The organism is Streptococcus timonensis (genome assembly GCF_047460355.1).
In the GTDB taxonomy this organism is placed as follows: Bacteria; Bacillota; Bacilli; order Lactobacillales; family Streptococcaceae; genus Streptococcus; species Streptococcus timonensis_A.
The window spans coordinates 225,193-240,186 of record NZ_JASHGL010000003.1 but is presented as its reverse complement, the minus strand read 5'-3'; the positions used below and the strand labels follow the sequence as shown (position 1 = coordinate 240,186).

10 protein-coding genes are annotated in these 14,994 nt (G+C 41.3%); all 10 read right to left on the bottom strand.

All coding sequences use genetic code 11. From position 1 onward, the window contains the following. Positions 1-74: 74 nt before the first annotated feature. Complete coding sequence (locus tag QM941_RS06400; RefSeq protein WP_414339797.1) at positions 75-4,010, bottom strand: SIALI-17 repeat-containing surface protein; 3,936 nt, start codon at positions 4,008-4,010, stop codon at positions 75-77. Positions 4,011-4,340: 330 nt separating this feature from the next. Further along, positions 4,341-5,324, bottom strand: a complete 984-nt coding sequence (locus tag QM941_RS06395) for an acetylxylan esterase (protein WP_414339795.1) — start codon at positions 5,322-5,324, stop codon at positions 4,341-4,343. A 234-nt stretch (positions 5,325-5,558) separates the two neighbouring features. Next, the gene (locus tag QM941_RS06390; protein WP_414339793.1) at positions 5,559-6,044 is read right to left on the bottom strand and encodes an acyl-CoA thioesterase; all 486 of its coding nucleotides are present in this window, start codon (positions 6,042-6,044) and stop codon (positions 5,559-5,561) included. 292 nt (positions 6,045-6,336) lie between these two features. After that, positions 6,337-8,352 carry an ATP-dependent DNA helicase RecG gene (recG, locus tag QM941_RS06385; RefSeq protein ID WP_414339791.1) on the bottom strand — a complete coding sequence of 672 codons (2,016 nt, stop codon included), beginning with the start codon at positions 8,350-8,352 and terminating at the stop codon, positions 6,337-6,339. 21 nt (positions 8,353-8,373) lie between these two features. Then, entirely contained in the window at positions 8,374-9,477 is a 1,104-nt protein-coding gene (gene alr / locus QM941_RS06380) for an alanine racemase (protein ID WP_414339789.1), read from the bottom strand. Next, on the bottom strand, positions 9,467-9,865 hold the full coding sequence (gene acpS, locus QM941_RS06375; RefSeq protein ID WP_414339897.1) for a holo-ACP synthase: 399 nt from the start codon (positions 9,863-9,865) through the stop codon (positions 9,467-9,469). The genes alr and acpS overlap by 11 nt, the downstream gene beginning before the upstream one ends. 9 nt (positions 9,866-9,874) lie before the next feature. Then, positions 9,875-10,906 (bottom strand): 3-deoxy-7-phosphoheptulonate synthase, encoded by a 1,032-nt coding sequence (locus QM941_RS06370; RefSeq protein ID WP_414339787.1) that lies wholly within the window; start codon positions 10,904-10,906, stop codon positions 9,875-9,877. Between the two features lies 1 nt (position 10,907). Further along, positions 10,908-11,939, bottom strand: coding sequence for a 3-deoxy-7-phosphoheptulonate synthase (locus QM941_RS06365; protein WP_414339785.1), 1,032 nt, complete (start codon positions 11,937-11,939; stop codon positions 10,908-10,910). A 79-nt stretch (positions 11,940-12,018) separates the two neighbouring features. Next, positions 12,019-14,532, bottom strand: coding sequence for a preprotein translocase subunit SecA (gene secA / locus QM941_RS06360; protein ID WP_414339783.1), 2,514 nt, complete (start codon positions 14,530-14,532; stop codon positions 12,019-12,021). A gap of 145 nt (positions 14,533-14,677) precedes the next feature. Continuing rightward, positions 14,678-14,965, bottom strand: a complete 288-nt coding sequence (locus QM941_RS06355) for a hypothetical protein (RefSeq protein WP_414339781.1) — start codon at positions 14,963-14,965, stop codon at positions 14,678-14,680. Between the last annotated feature and the right edge of the window lie 29 nt (positions 14,966-14,994).

The window sequence follows — 14,994 nt, the reverse complement described above, 5'->3', positions numbered from 1 at the left end:
AACCAGTTCTAGTTACGGCTCCTTCTTATCAACATTAAATTTCTTGATGAAATTCATCGATTTTAGCTATTTTATTAATCTTCTTTTTTCTTGCCAACAGCAAACATAGCTAGGAGTAAGCCTATAAGTCCTACAGATGCAAGAGGACTTACATCTTCACTTCCTGTTTCAGGCAATTTGTCTCCCACCACGTCAACAGATGGTGCTTTGTATGTTCTATCATTTGATAGAGATAAAGCTAGTGGATTCTCTGTTATACTTGCTGGAAGCTTCGCTTGATGTAATTCTTCACGGATAGTTGCATCCGATCCATTCACACCACCTGCAAATTCTGGGACTTCATGAACGGAACCACTTGCGCCATTCACACCACCTACAAATTCTGATGCTGCATGAACAGAACCTGTTTCTCCATTCACACCACCTGCAAATTCTGGGACTTCATGAACGGAACCACTTGCGCCATTCACACCACCTGCAAATTCTGATGCTGCATGAACAGAACCTGTTTCTCCATTCACACCACCTTCATATTCTGGAATTTCATGAACTGCACCTGAGTCCCCATTCACACCACCTGCAAATTCTGGGACTTCATGAACGGAACCACTTGCGCCATTCACACCACCTTCATATTCTGATACTGTATGAACGGAACCTGTTTCTCCATTCACGCCACCTTCGTATTCTGGAACTTCATGAACAGAACCTGAGTCACCATTCACACCTCCTTCATATCCTGGTGCGTCATGAACGGAAGCTGTTTCTCCATTCACGCCACCTTCATATTCTGGAACTTCATGAACAGAACCTGTTTCTCCATTCACACCTCCTTCATATCCTGGCGCTTCATGAACGGAACCTGTTTCTCCATTCACGCCACCTTCATATCCTGGTGAGTCATGAACGGAACCTGTTTCTCCATTCACACCACCTTCATATTCTGATACTGTATGAACGGAACCTGTTTCTCCATTCACGCCACCTTCGTATTCTGGAACTTCATGAACAGAACCTGAGTCACCATTCACGCCACCTTCATATTCTGGTGCGTCATGAACGGAACCTGTTTCTCCATTCACGCCACCTTCATATTCTGGAACTTCATGGACTGCAGGGTCACCTTTTGAGCTTTCTTCAACAGATAATTCTGGGACTTCATGAACTGCACCTTCGTCACCATTCACGCCACCTGTAAATTCTGGTGCTTCGTGAACCGATCCGGATTCACCATTCACGCCACCTTCATATCCTGGTGCGTCATGAACGGAACCTTCTTCACCGTTTACACCACCTGTAAATTCTGGAACTTCATTGATAGCAATTTCGTTGCCATTAGTTCCCCCTGGAATCCCAGCTCCTTCAAGTTTCACTGGTAAGTTATGCATACTTTCAATAGCACCTGCTACAATTTCAGTGATTTCTTGACCGATGTCTTCTTTTCTTACAGCAAATAATAGAGTTTTCGTATCATACTGAGTTAAGAATGGAACCAAATTACCATTAGCTAATTTCAAAACTGGGGCCTGATTGACTAAGACTTCAGAATCAAATTCTAAAGCAATAATGTTTTTGCCCATTTCAACTGCATTTTTCACTTTTGCTTCCGTTGGAGAGATCATATCCTTACTTAAGAAATCCCAGTTGAATTTCTTATAAGACAAGGTGTATTCATTTTGAGTGGCAGTCGCATGCTCATAAAGCAAGCCAAATTCGCCATTTCCAAGATCTTGCAATGAGTTATAAGCAAATTTGCCACTTTGAATTGGATTGTGCTTGAGCCAAGTTAGGTCTCCATTAGCTTCCACACGTGCCAAGTGTACCAAACCATTGTAACGTCCTGGCCCACCTGCATTACTGAGGATGATATATTCCTTACCATCGTGCACCGTATGAATGGCAGACATTTGAACGTAGACGTCTTTGACATCTGAATAGCGTTTTACATCTTTTTCCCAAGTCGCTCCACCATCTTTACTTGTCGCTACTTGAAGATCACCTGTCAATCCACGCATGAAGAGTTTGAGATCTCCATTATTCAACTGCACAACAGTTGACTCAGTATTTTGAGCACCTGGATTATTCATAGTTGAAGAGTGAATTGTTTGGTTGCCTACTGGGCGGTTATCATTGACAGCTTCACCAGCGTGCCAAGTTTCACCATGGTCATCTGAGTAAATGACGCGTGAAGACTGAGAACCACTTAGGTAGGATACGTTATTTGTTGTGTAGGCTGGGATAACCAGACGCCCTTTATGAGGTCCTGAATGCAAGGCAATACCTGTACCAGGTCCAGTACCTAAGAAGTGCATCCAGTCCTTACGAATGCCGTATGTAATATCTTTAGGTGCAGACCAAGTTTTTCCATCGTCATCACTATAAGACATCCAGAGATAATTAGTGTTTGAAACTCTAAAGATGTTCTTGTCGCTGTAATCAAAGTAGACATTACCGATTAGTTCCTCACCCTTGTAAAGGTCACCCTTATCACTATAGGCTGGTTTCTTAGGATCAACTACAACACGGTATTCTGTCTTTCTATTTTCAGGGTCAAAAACTTCGCCATTTTCACGAATTGTATAACGTGCTGCATCACCTTGTTTGTACAAGACTTGGTATACCTTATCACCAATTTTCTCATAAGCTTGTGGCGCTTTTCCTGGCAAATCTCTAACAGCTTCGCCTTCTACGAACATATCATAGATGGCAAAGATTCGCTTCGTCTTTGGATCTTGGACTAGGGCCATGTCAATGTTGACTGGTGAGCCTGCATGACCTCTCTTAGCCTTCTCATTGTCACGAGGATTTGAGATGACGATTCTATCTCCCCAAGTTTTACCCTTATCATCACTACGACGAACGACCATACCGATATCACCCCAGTCAGAGTGATGCAAACGTCTCTCGTCTGCTCCAGCAATTAAGGTTCCCTTATCCGTTTTAAGTAGGGCTGGAATACGGTAGCTTGCGATACCATCTTTATTTGGCTTGCGGTTCTCACCACCTTCAAAAACGTCCAGTTTATCCGTAACTTTTGCTCCTTCAGGAAGTTTCTTCTCCAACTCTCCTCTTTCAAAAAGTTGGCTACGTTTTTTAACTTCTTCTGGAGAAAGGGCACGATCATAAACAGTTAGATTACGGACTTTAAGATTAGCGCCCCAATGGTTTTTGCCTTTACGTTTCAATGTACCAATTTGCATACGATTGACATCTGGCATGTCTTGGATGAAACGACCAGACTGAGGACTTGTTCGAGACAAGACACCATTTACATAGACGCGAACTTGACCATTTGGTTGGTCTGCATTTGGTCTTTCAACTGTAAAGGTTACAGAGTTCCACTCACCTGGCTTAATCTTCAAAGGAGCAGTTTTATAATCACCATAGAAATGTTTTCCATTGGCATCACGACCTTCAACGATAGCTGTGTTATTAAGGATTGCCATGGTGAAGTATTCATCTACTTTGGTATCACTTGAAACTGAGAAAAGACTGTATAAATTTGGTGCAGATGCATCTGGTTTGAACTCCATATGAATAGTCGCATTCTGAAGTTTTTTAACCTTGTCCAGCTCGTCTTTCATGTCAACTATTTGACCGTTTGAAGGATTGGTTTCAACATCTTCCTTCTCTAGAACAGTATTTACATTTTCCAACTCTCTTGCATAAAAGTCACGAGGAATGTTTCCAACTTCTTCGTCTCCACTCTCTGTAGCTGGAGTTTCGTTTGATGCTTCTGTTTCTGTTGGTTTTTCAGACCCTGGGTTTGCTTTCAGCTCTTCACGGTTTACTTCAGTTCCATTATTATTCTCTGTTCCTACTTTATCTACAAGTTCCTTGTCTACATTAGTAAGAGCTCCTGCTTCTGCCTCCTTGTTTGCTGTTGTGGCTTCTTGTGCCAAGACTGGGGCAGCACCAAAAATAACTGCTCCAATCACTACTGAAGCTGCTCCAACTGTAAATTTTCGAATTCCATATCGTTGTTTTCGATCAAAATGTCTCTGATTCATATATTCCCTTTCTTATTAAAAAATAAAGCGCTTTCTTTTTTGAAAAAATTTTAATCCTAAATACTTAGGGCAAAAAGAAACTGTATTATTGAATGGGAGTCCCACTCTTTTTAATTTAAACTACTCTTGCAACTTAAAACTAAACTAGCTCCAAGTTTTTCTCCTTTCAAATTTATTATTATGTTTATTATATAATAAATATTACAAATTATAGATATACTAGTGTATAATAGATTTTACTTTCAAATATAGTTAGAAGAATCAAACTTTATGAAACTACTTTCATCCTGTATAAAAAATCCTGGACTTCATGAGAAGTCTCAGGAAATTTTATTGAACAAGGTAGGTAAATGGAATCTCACTCCCACACAACCAATTATAGACTTGGTCATTAACATGGACATTCATGGCCTCATGAGCGTACTCTGGCATGATACGATAGCTCTTTTCACAGGTCAAACGATTGTAGATAGCAAATTGGGTAATTGGATAACAAACATCATCATCAAGTCCTGTAATCATTCGAACAGGTCCTTTAATACGATGAGCAAAGTTTTTCACATCGATGTAACCCAGAGTTTCCATGATTTGATCTTCTGTTTCATGGAAGGGATCGTGAAACTTAAAATAGCGGAAAAGTTCATCATAGGCTTCACTAGTATTACCAATCTCAATGACTCGTCTGAAGTCTGATAAGAATGGATAAATAGCAACTGTACGCTTGATGCGAGGGTTGAGACCAGCAGCAACCAAAGCCAAGGCTCCTCCTTGAGAAGCACCGTAACTTGCCAACTGTTCTTCATCAACTTGTGGAAGACTGGCCACAATTTCAACTAGCTGATAAATATCCAGATAGACATCCTTGAAAAAGAGTTGATCTTTTCCTTCTACTGCTCCACGGATAATTTGACCCTTGACTGTATTCCCTAGCGGAGATCGTAAGCCATCTTGAGAATAGCCAGATTGACCTCGCACATCCATGGTCACGACACCGTAGCCAGCTACCGTAAAGGCGAGCATATCAGTCCAGTCCCAACCACGACCCATATAACCATGGAAGTGGAAAATGACAGGAACTTTCTTCTCTAGTTTTGGCAATACGACACGGGCATAAACTTGTCCATCACGAGTCCCTTTAAAGGTCAATTCATAGCAATGAACATTTGGAATATGAAAATTACGTTCTTCTAACTGGTAAGCCGGTAGAGTAGACAATTTTGCTAGCTCTCCATCCCAAAATGCATCAAACTCTTGAGGGACTTCATCACGTCCTTTATAAGTTTTCATTTCTTCTAGTAATGCTGGATTTCTCATAGAATCCTCCTTCTTGCAAGCGTTATCATAACTGTATCATATCTGGAAATTCATTGCAAGAAAGACCTTAAAACAGAAAGTGTATTTAAGCTCTCTAGCTAATCAAGTTTAGTTTAAAAGTAGTTTCAAGGGATTTTCTCTAGGAGACCTCATCTACCTAGGATTTGACAAATGAAATCATTCTAATACGAAAAAAGAGAGCAATTCCTTGCTCTCACTATTTATTCTCTTTGTTTACATAGTGTCTTTGACAGCAACTGCCACCATTTTAGCCTTTGCTCTCACCTTGCCAGCAACAGTCATTTCCATGTTAACGATTGCTTTTCTAGCTCCCAATTCCTCAAGTGTAGAGGTAACAATGATTTCATCATCGATTGGAGTCGGACTTAGATAATCAACTTCTAAATGGGCAGTAATAAAACGTCCAATCACAGTTTCTGCCGTTAAGTCCAAGCCTTTTTCATGATGTGAAAACCATGCTGCCGAAGCAGTCCCGTGACAATCAAAGATAACTGCAATCATACCACCAAACAAATTAGCAGGTACTCCACCAGTGTACTGAGGATCCACCTTGATACGACTGATACAACTTGTACCTTCAACACTTGGATAAGTTTTTAAATGCAAGCCCAAATCATTTTTAGGACCACAACCCCAGCAATGTTGGAATCTTTCGCCATAAGTATCTTGAACCGCAATAGCTCTTGTTTCTAAAGTCATGTGAACTCCTTTCAGAAGTAAATTGATGTGTTTCGATAATTATAACAACCTTATTAGCATTAGTAAATAGACTGGACCAATAATTCTATTAATCCCTAGTCTAAGTTTACATTATAGACAGAAAAAGAGCCTTGCAGCTCTTTTCTTAATATTTAGGAGAAGGTTGTGGTTCTGTTTGAAATATTTTCTGATAGTTTACTTTAATTGTCATCGGACATTCCTCATTTCTTTTTGGTAACTCTACTATAAGCGATAATTCTAAAAGCTTACTTAACATTTTCTTAGAGAAAACTTAATCCAAATATTCTTTCTTCTGGAGATTGAGGGCAACCATATGCCATTCTGGATCCTCTTGCCAGTTTGGTAGCGAACTGATATAGCTGGCAACCTTTCTAGCTTCTTCTAAAATAGGGAAATCTTCGATAATATCTGCCACCTGAAATTCTGGTAGCCCTGATTGTCTGGTCCCGAAGATCTCTCCAGATCCACGCATTTTTAAATCTTCTTCAGCTAGAACAAACCCATTAGTCGTTTCCGTCATAATCCGCATCCGGTCTCTCCCAGAGTCGGTCTTGGGATTAGCGACAAGAATCGCATAGGACTGTTTATCCCCTCGACCTACACGACCTCTAAGCTGGTGGAGCTGACTGAGGCCAAAACGGTCGGCATCCATGATAACCATAACTGTTGCATTGGGAACATTGACCCCAACCTCGATAACGGTTGTAGAAACTAAGATATCCGTTTTTCTTTCTTTGAAATCCTGCATAATCTGGTCTTTTTCATCACTCTTCATCTTCCCATGTAAGAGGGCTACTTCTGCTTTTCCTGTAAAATGAGCCGTCAATTCTTCTGACAAGGCAATGGCATTTTTAAGGTCCAGGGCTTCTGATTCTTCAATCAAAGGGGAAATGACGTAGGCTTGGGAACCTTTTTGTATTTCTTCCTCAAGCCAGGTTAGGACTTGAGGCAGTTGTTCATGCTTGATCCAGCGAGTGATGATAGGTTTTCGCCCAGCTGGCATCTGGTTGATAATTGAAACATCCATATCCCCAAAGGCTGTGATGGCTAAGGTTCTTGGAATAGGAGTTGCTGTCATCATGAGGACATCAGGATTGTCTCCTTTTTCTCTCAGAATTCGTCTCTGTCCTACACCAAAACGGTGTTGCTCATCAATGATAATCAAGCCAAGGCGAGCATAATCCACGCCCTCTTGAATCAGGGCATGGGTCCCGATAATAAAATCTGCATCGCCTTTAGCAATAGTCTCCAAGACCTCACGCCTTTTTGCAACTTTCAAGGAGCCTGTCAAAAGCTCGATTTTTAATTCCGGAAAGAGCCCCTGTAAACTCTCAAAATGCTGCTCTGCAAGAATCTCTGTTGGAACCATGAGGGCAGCCTGGTAACCAGCCGTTACAGCAGCATACATAGCAAGACCTGCAACCACTGTCTTCCCGCTACCTACATCCCCTTGTAAGAGTCGATTCATGTGGTGGTCCGACTTCATATCTGTTAGGATTTCTTGCAGGCTTTTTTCTTGGGCTTGGGTCAAGGCAAAAGGAAGAGTCTCCTTGACCTTAGTCAACTCATCTTCTGACCAGTTCAAGACCAGACCACTTCCATGAACCTTATTTTCAGACTTGAGGGTCTGTAGCTGCATTTGAAAGTAAAAGAGTTCTTCAAACTTGATTCTACGAAGTGCCTGCTTATACTCTGCTAAATCCTTAGGGAAATGCATGGCACGCACAGCCTGACTACGGGGCGTGAGTTTGTATTTATCTAGCAAGAACTGGGGGATGTTTTCTTCTAGCAAGAGATCCAAGCCTTGATCAAAGGCTGTCTTGATAACCTTAACAAGACCAGCTTGACTAACTCCTTGGGACAATCGATAAACAGGTTGGAGGTCATCTTCTACTTGGGCTAAAACCTTCATACCTGTCAGACTAGCTTTGGCGCGGTCCCACTTGCCAAAGACGGCAAGAGTTGCCCCTAACTCAATCTTATCTGCCAGATAGGGCTGGTTAAAGAAATTAACCGCAAAAACAACTTCTCCCTGCTTAAGACTAAAACGAAGACGATTGCGCTTGAAACCATAATACTGGACACTGGCAGGTGTCACAACTTGGCCAGACAGAACAGCCTTTTCTCCATCTTCTAATTCCAGCACTTGCTTGCTCTTAAAATCCTCATAGCGGAAAGGAAAGTAGAGCAAGAGATCTTGCAAGTTTTCAATTCCTAATTTAGCGTACTTCTCGGCTGACTTCGGTCCCACTCCAGATAAGACATGCAAGGGTTGGTGCAAATTCATCTTGCTCTCCTTTCTGTTTGTTTAATGATATTCTCTTGGAATACGATCACTGAGGAGGCAGACTACCTCATAGTTGATAGTTCCACGATAAGTCGCTACCTGTGTTGCTGTAATTTCCTCATCACCATTCCTACCAATCAAGGTGACTTTGGTCCCCAATGGATATACCTTCGGTAGACGAATGGTAATTTGATCCATAGAAACTCGCCCTACAATGGGACACAATTGGCCATCCACCAGAACTGAGAAATTCTGCATATCTCGCGTCCAACCATCTGCGTAACCGATTGGCAGAGTTGCAATTACTTCTTCGCTATCTGATTGGTAGGTAGCACCATATCCTACACAAGAACCAGTAGGAACTGTCTTGACATGGACGATAGCCGATTCTAAAGTCAAGGCAGAATTCAAATTATAAGGCAAGTCCAGAACTTGACCACTAGGATTCAGACCATACATGGCATCTCCCATACGGACTGCATTGAAAACAGTCTCTGCATGCCAAAGAGTTGTTGCGGAGTTGCTGGCATGTACCAATTCTGGCACTTCCTTCATGCCTGCAAGAATGTCTTTAAAACGCTCCAACTGGATATTAAAGTAGGTATCTGACTCCTCGTCTGCAGTTGCAAAGTGAGTGAAAATTCCCTCGACACAAGCACCATGTTTTTTCAACAAGATTTGAGCTTCCTCAACCTGGCTTACCTCTCTAAAGCCAATCCGTCCCATACCTGAATCAATCTTGAGATGAACGGTCAAACCAGCTAGGTCAGCCTGATGACTTACTAAACTTTGAACCCACTCTAAGCCTGCAACTGTCAAAGCAATATCGAATTCTCGAGCCAGTTCAACGGACGCTAGCTCCGATACACCCAGAATGAGAATTTTTTTATCAATGCCTGCTTGACGAAGTTCAATAGCTTCATCAATATTTGAAACACAAAAACCATCTACATCATCCTGGATAGCAGTTGCAACAGCTACAGCTCCATGTCCATAGGCATTGGCTTTCACTACCGCCCATTTAAGAGTATTTTGGGTAATGTGTGCTCCCATTTGTTGAATATTATAGCGGATTGCTCCTAGATTAATGAGAGCCTTGGTCGGTCTGTGTGGACTAGATTTCATGATTTTCCTCCAAAATGACACTAGCTGTTACAAACTGATCTGTATGACTAATCGACAGCCAAACCTTTCCTGAAAAAGGAGACTTATTAAAGTAAGGGGCACCTTTCTCGTTATTCAAAACTTCTAAATCTTGAAAACTAAGTTTACCGATACCAGTTCCAAGAGCCTTAGCAAAAGCTTCCTTAGCTGACCAGCGCCCCGCTAAAAATTCAATTTGTTTACGACCTTTAAGACTATTAAATCGTTCCATTTCACTGGCAGTCAAAACTCGTTTGACAAAATCGTCATGCCGTTCAACTGCTCCTGCTATCGAAGCCAATTCTTCGATATCGATTCCGTGTCCAACTATCATTCTCATCAAAAGGAGTTGAGATTCCCCCAACTCCATCCTTTTCATTTATTTTGTTAAAGTAGTATAAATTTCTTCTACCAGGGCTACTGTATTTTCCCAACCTAGACAAGGATCGGTAATCGAGCAACCAAAGATTTCTGGTTGATTTTGGCGACCATCAGCTAGATAAGACTCAATCATAAAGCCTCGGACCGTTTTCTTAATCTTTTCATTCCAGTCACGATTCTGTAAGGTATGACGGACAATTCGAATTTGCTCCATATATTGCTTACCTGAATTGTCATGATTGGTATCGATTATGATAAAAGGATTTTCCAGGCCCATAGTCTCATAGCGACTGATGGCATCTAAAAGCGTTTCATAGTAGAAGTTAGGCTCATTTTTGCCGTATTCATTCATAGCACCACGAAGGATGACGTGGGCCAAAGGATTTCCTGAAGTCTCAACTTCTTGTCCATGGTAAAGAAATGTTTGCTTGTTTTGTGTAGCATAGATGGCATTAAACATCACAGACAGATTTCCAGATGTCGGATTCTTCATTCCTACTGGAGCATCAATCCCAGAGGCTACAAAGCGGTGTTCCTGGTCCTCTACTGATCGAGCGCCTACCGCATGGTAGCTGACCAAATCATCAACCAAAACTAGATTTGATGGATAGAGCATTTCATCTGCCGTGGTCAAACCTGTCTCTGTGATTACGCGGTAATGGAGCTGACGAACTGCCTGCAAACCATTGATGAGACTTGGAGCTTCATTTGTATTTGGTTGATGAATCAAGCCCTTGTAGCCATCTCCATTGGTACGGGGCTTGGCCGTATAGACCCGCATGACGATAAAGATTTTGTCGGCTACTTTTTTCTGCAAGTCGGCTAATCGACGAGCATACTCCAATACTGCTTCTTCATTATCTGAAGAACACGGACCCATCACTAAAAGGATCCGATCGTCCTCACCTGAGATGATAGATGCCAATTCTTTATCACGCGCTTCCTTATAACGCAAGACTTCAGGTGACAACTGGGTCTCAGCCTTAATGGCCTCAATATCTATTTCTTGGCCTTTTTCGATAAATGCCATCTTATTCTCCTAGTGTTTGGTAGATTTCTCGGACAAGTGCTTCTGTATTGTCCCAGCCTAGACATGGATCTGTGATAGACTTACCAAAAAACTCAGGTGCATTTTGACGTCCATCTTCCAGATAAGACTCAATCATAAAACCACGAACGTATTTCTTGATCTTCTCATTCCAGTCACGGTTAATTAAGGTCTGACGAACGATACGGATTTGCTCCATGTATTGCTTGCCTGAGTTGTCATGGTTGGTATCAATGATAATAAAAGGATTTTCCAAACCCATTTCTTCATAGCGAGCAATGGTTTCTAGCAGATTGTCATAATAGTAGTTAGGGATGTTTTTCCCATATTCATTTAGGGCTCCACGCAAAATAGCATGAGCGAGTGGATTACCACTTGTCTCCACTTCTTTCCCTAGGAAAAGGAAACTTTGCTTATTTTGAGCTGCATAAATCCCATTAAACATGACATTGAGATTGCCTGATGTAGGATTTTTAAAACCTGTTGAAAAATCTGCCCCACTAGCTACAAAACGGTGCTGTTGGTCTTCAACCGAACGAGCTCCGACAGCCATATAAGAAATCAAATCATCTACAAGTGGTAGATTTTCTGGATAGAGCATCTCATCAGCGGTTGTCATACCAGTCTCCGTAATGACACGATAGTGCAGTTGACGAACTGCCTTAATCCCATTAATAAGACTTGGAGCTTCCTTAGCATTCGGCTGATGGATCAATCCCTTATAGCCGTCTCCATTAGTACGAGGTTTAGCTGTATAGACTCGCATAACCATAAAGATACGATCTTTGACTTCTTCTTGTAGGGCTGATAAGCGCTTGGCATACTCGAGGACTGCCTCTTCATTATCTGATGAACATGGTCCAATCACTAATAATAAACGCTGATCTTCCCCACGAATGATAGCTTCTAACTCTCGGTCCCGTTGTGTTTTATTGGAAAGTGCCTCTCCATCTAATCTAGACAAACTACGAACTTCTTCGATATTAATTTTAGGACTTCTTGCTGTAAATACCATGAGTCGTCTCCTTATAAAGTAAACGGACGCCAAGTAAAAATTCACTTTTCACTAGGCATCCGCCTGAAAGTATTCAGTCTTAATGTCTTTTAGCATGACAATTTTTAAACTTCTTACCTGAACCACATGGGCATAAGTCATTGCGCTTCACCTGGCTCAAGTCCAAATCTTCTGGAAGATTAGCTTGCTGAGCAGCGATGTTACGAGTTGCTGTTGTACTGATATGACGCTCCGTTTGAGGGCGTTCTTGTTCATGAATCTGAGCTTTCATCATCAAACGAGTCACATCAAATTCAATAGAACCAATCATATCATTGAACATACGGAAACCTTCTGCTTGATACTCTACGACTGGATTGTTCTGAGCATATCCACGTAGCCCAACAGCATTACGCAGCTGGTCTAAAGCATCGATATGGTCTGTCCATTTGTTGTCAACTACACGTAGAATCAATACTTTTTGGAATTCCTTAACAGCCTCTTCATCACGAAGTTTTGCAACCTGGTTATTGTAAACAACCAAAGCTCGTTGGAAGAGTTCTTCTTTGATAGCTTTATCTGACAAGCCTGACAAGTCTTCAAGAGAGATAGAGTCCTCAGGAAGTAAATTGTATTTAGCAAAGTTCAATATAGCTTCTAGTTTTTCATTTTGTTTAGAACGAGCATGATTGTCTACCACACGGTTAATAGTGCGTTTAATCATGGCATGAATCTCAGGAGCAAGATCTCGATCGGCTGTAATAACATCATAACGTTGAGCATAAATAATCTCACGTTGCTCACGCATAACATCATCATACTGAAGGACTTGTTTACGTGTATCGTAGTTGTTTCCTTCAACACGTTTTTGAGCCGCTTCTACTTGACGAGTCAACATACGAGATTCAATAGCTTCGTCAGACATGTTGAAGCGTTCAAAGACAGTTTTCAAACGTTCTGAACCAAAGCGTTTCATCAAATCATCTTCAAGAGAGAGGTAGAATTGAGATTCACCTGGATCTCCTTGACGTCCCGAACGTCCGCGGAGCTGGTTATCGATACGACGACTCTCATGACGTTCTGTACCGATGACACAAAGTCCACCAAGTTCACGAACCCCTTCACCAAGCTTAATATCAGTACCACGACCCGCCATGTTGGTTGCGATTGTAACTGCACCACGTTGACCAGCATTCATGATGATTTGGGCCTCTTTATAGTGGTTCTTAGCATTCAAAACTTCATGAGGAATGCCAGCTGCAACTAATTTCTTCGAAATGTAATCACTGGTTTCAACAGCAACAGTACCAACCAAGATTGGTTGACCTTTTTGGTGTCGAGCTTTCACATCTTCTACAACAGCCTTAAATTTAGCTTCAAGACTAGCAAAAAGTAAGTCTGGATGGTCGATACGTTGAACTGGACGGTTTGTCGGGATTGGAATAACACGAATATTATAAATTTCACGGAACTCCTCTTCCTCTGTCTTACCAGTACCTGTCATCCCTGACAATTTCTTGTACATACGGAAGAGGTTCTGATAGGTGATTGAGGCAGACGTCTTAGTCTCATCTTGGATTGGTACAGCTTCCTTAGCTTCAATCGCTTGGTGCAATCCGTCTGAGTAGCGACGCCCTTCCATAGTCCGACCTGTAAATTGATCGACAATTAAGATTTCCTGATCTTCACTAACCACATAGTCAATGTCCAAGGTCATGATGTAGTTGGCACGAAGAGCATTGTCGATAAAATGAGTAAGAGCCACGTTTTCAATATCATATAGGTTGCTTAGGTTGAAGTAACTTTCAGCCTTGTCAATTCCTGAATCAGATAGGCCAATTGTTTTAGACTGGATATCAATGATGTAATCATCTTTATCTAGTGATTTAACATATTGGTCTGCCATATGATAAAGCTGGCTAGTCTCAACAGCATTTGCTCCTGACACAATCAAAGGCGTTCTAGCTTCGTCAATCAAGATAGAGTCAACCTCATCGACCAAGGCATAGTTAAGTGGACGTTGAACCATAGTTTCTGCACGAACAACCATGTTATCACGAAGGTAGTCAAATCCAATCTCAGAGTTAGTTGAGTAGGTAATATCACAAAGGTAAGCTTCTTTTTTCTCCATCGGAGACTTAGCTGCCAAGTTAATCCCTACCGATAAACCAAGCCATGAGTAGAGCTCACCCATCTCAGTTGCGTCACGTTCAGATAGATATTCGTTGACCGTAACAACGTGTACCCCTTTACCTGAAAGTGCATTGAGGTAAACTGGCATAGTCGCAGTCAAGGTTTTACCTTCACCAGTACGCATCTCTGGAACGTCACCATGGTGAAGAACAATCCCTCCCATAACCTGAACCTTATATGGGAAGAGACCAAGGACACGCTTAGCTCCCTCACGGACAACCGCAAATGCTTCATACAACAGCTGATCAAGCGTTTCACCATTTTGATAGCGTTGTTTAAACTCTACTGTTTTTGCTTGTAGCTGCTCGTCTGTCAATGCAGCCATCTCATCTTCATATTTTATGACTTTATCTGCCATCTTTTCAAGACGACGAAGTTCTCCCTTATCATTTTCAATAATTGTTTTTAATAAATTTGCCATTTTTTTCCTTACTTTAAATTCCGAATATTTTAGAATGTTCTTTTAATTTTAGCATAATTACTGATTATTTTCAAGGAAGAATCCCCATTTTGAAAAGGAAAAAGAGGCTAGTTTCCAAGCTAACCTCTCTGGCTTTTATGATACTTCAATTGCCAAAAATTGGTAAAATGGCAAATAGGATAAATAGATTAATCCAAAGAGAAAGACAGCAGACAATGCCAAAAATAAAAAGACTGACTTTCTTGGATAACAAGGCCATCAAAATAGACAGAATGCCAAAAACTAGCAAGATTTTCTGTATGATGAAGATGTCAATCTTTACCCCCATAACCGGATTACCCCAAAGGACAAAGAAGAACGCAAGCCAGATAAACAAAACTAAACCAATATAAACCTTGGAATAGCATGAAATAAATGATTTTAGACGCGCCATAAACCACCTCCTACAAATAGAAACCGATA

Excerpts from the sequence above, each read along its gene's own strand:
- QM941_RS06400 (WP_414339797.1), bottom strand. The coding sequence starts at position 4,010 with ATGAATCAGAGACATTTTGATCGAAAACAACGATATGGAATTCGAAAA.
- QM941_RS06395 (WP_414339795.1), bottom strand. The coding sequence starts at position 5,324 with ATGAGAAATCCAGCATTACTAGAAGAAATGAAAACTTATAAAGGACGT.
- QM941_RS06390 (WP_414339793.1), bottom strand. The coding sequence starts at position 6,044 with ATGACTTTAGAAACAAGAGCTATTGCGGTTCAAGATACTTATGGCGAA.
- recG (WP_414339791.1), bottom strand. The coding sequence starts at position 8,352 with ATGAATTTGCACCAACCCTTGCATGTCTTATCTGGAGTGGGACCGAAG.
- alr (WP_414339789.1), bottom strand. The coding sequence starts at position 9,477 with ATGAAATCTAGTCCACACAGACCGACCAAGGCTCTCATTAATCTAGGA.
- acpS (WP_414339897.1), bottom strand. The coding sequence starts at position 9,865 with ATGGAGTTGGGGGAATCTCAACTCCTTTTGATGAGAATGATAGTTGGA.
- QM941_RS06370 (WP_414339787.1), bottom strand. The coding sequence starts at position 10,906 with ATGGCATTTATCGAAAAAGGCCAAGAAATAGATATTGAGGCCATTAAG.
- QM941_RS06365 (WP_414339785.1), bottom strand. The coding sequence starts at position 11,939 with ATGGTATTTACAGCAAGAAGTCCTAAAATTAATATCGAAGAAGTTCGT.
- secA (WP_414339783.1), bottom strand. The coding sequence starts at position 14,532 with ATGGCAAATTTATTAAAAACAATTATTGAAAATGATAAGGGAGAACTT.
- QM941_RS06355 (WP_414339781.1), bottom strand. The coding sequence starts at position 14,965 with ATGGCGCGTCTAAAATCATTTATTTCATGCTATTCCAAGGTTTATATT.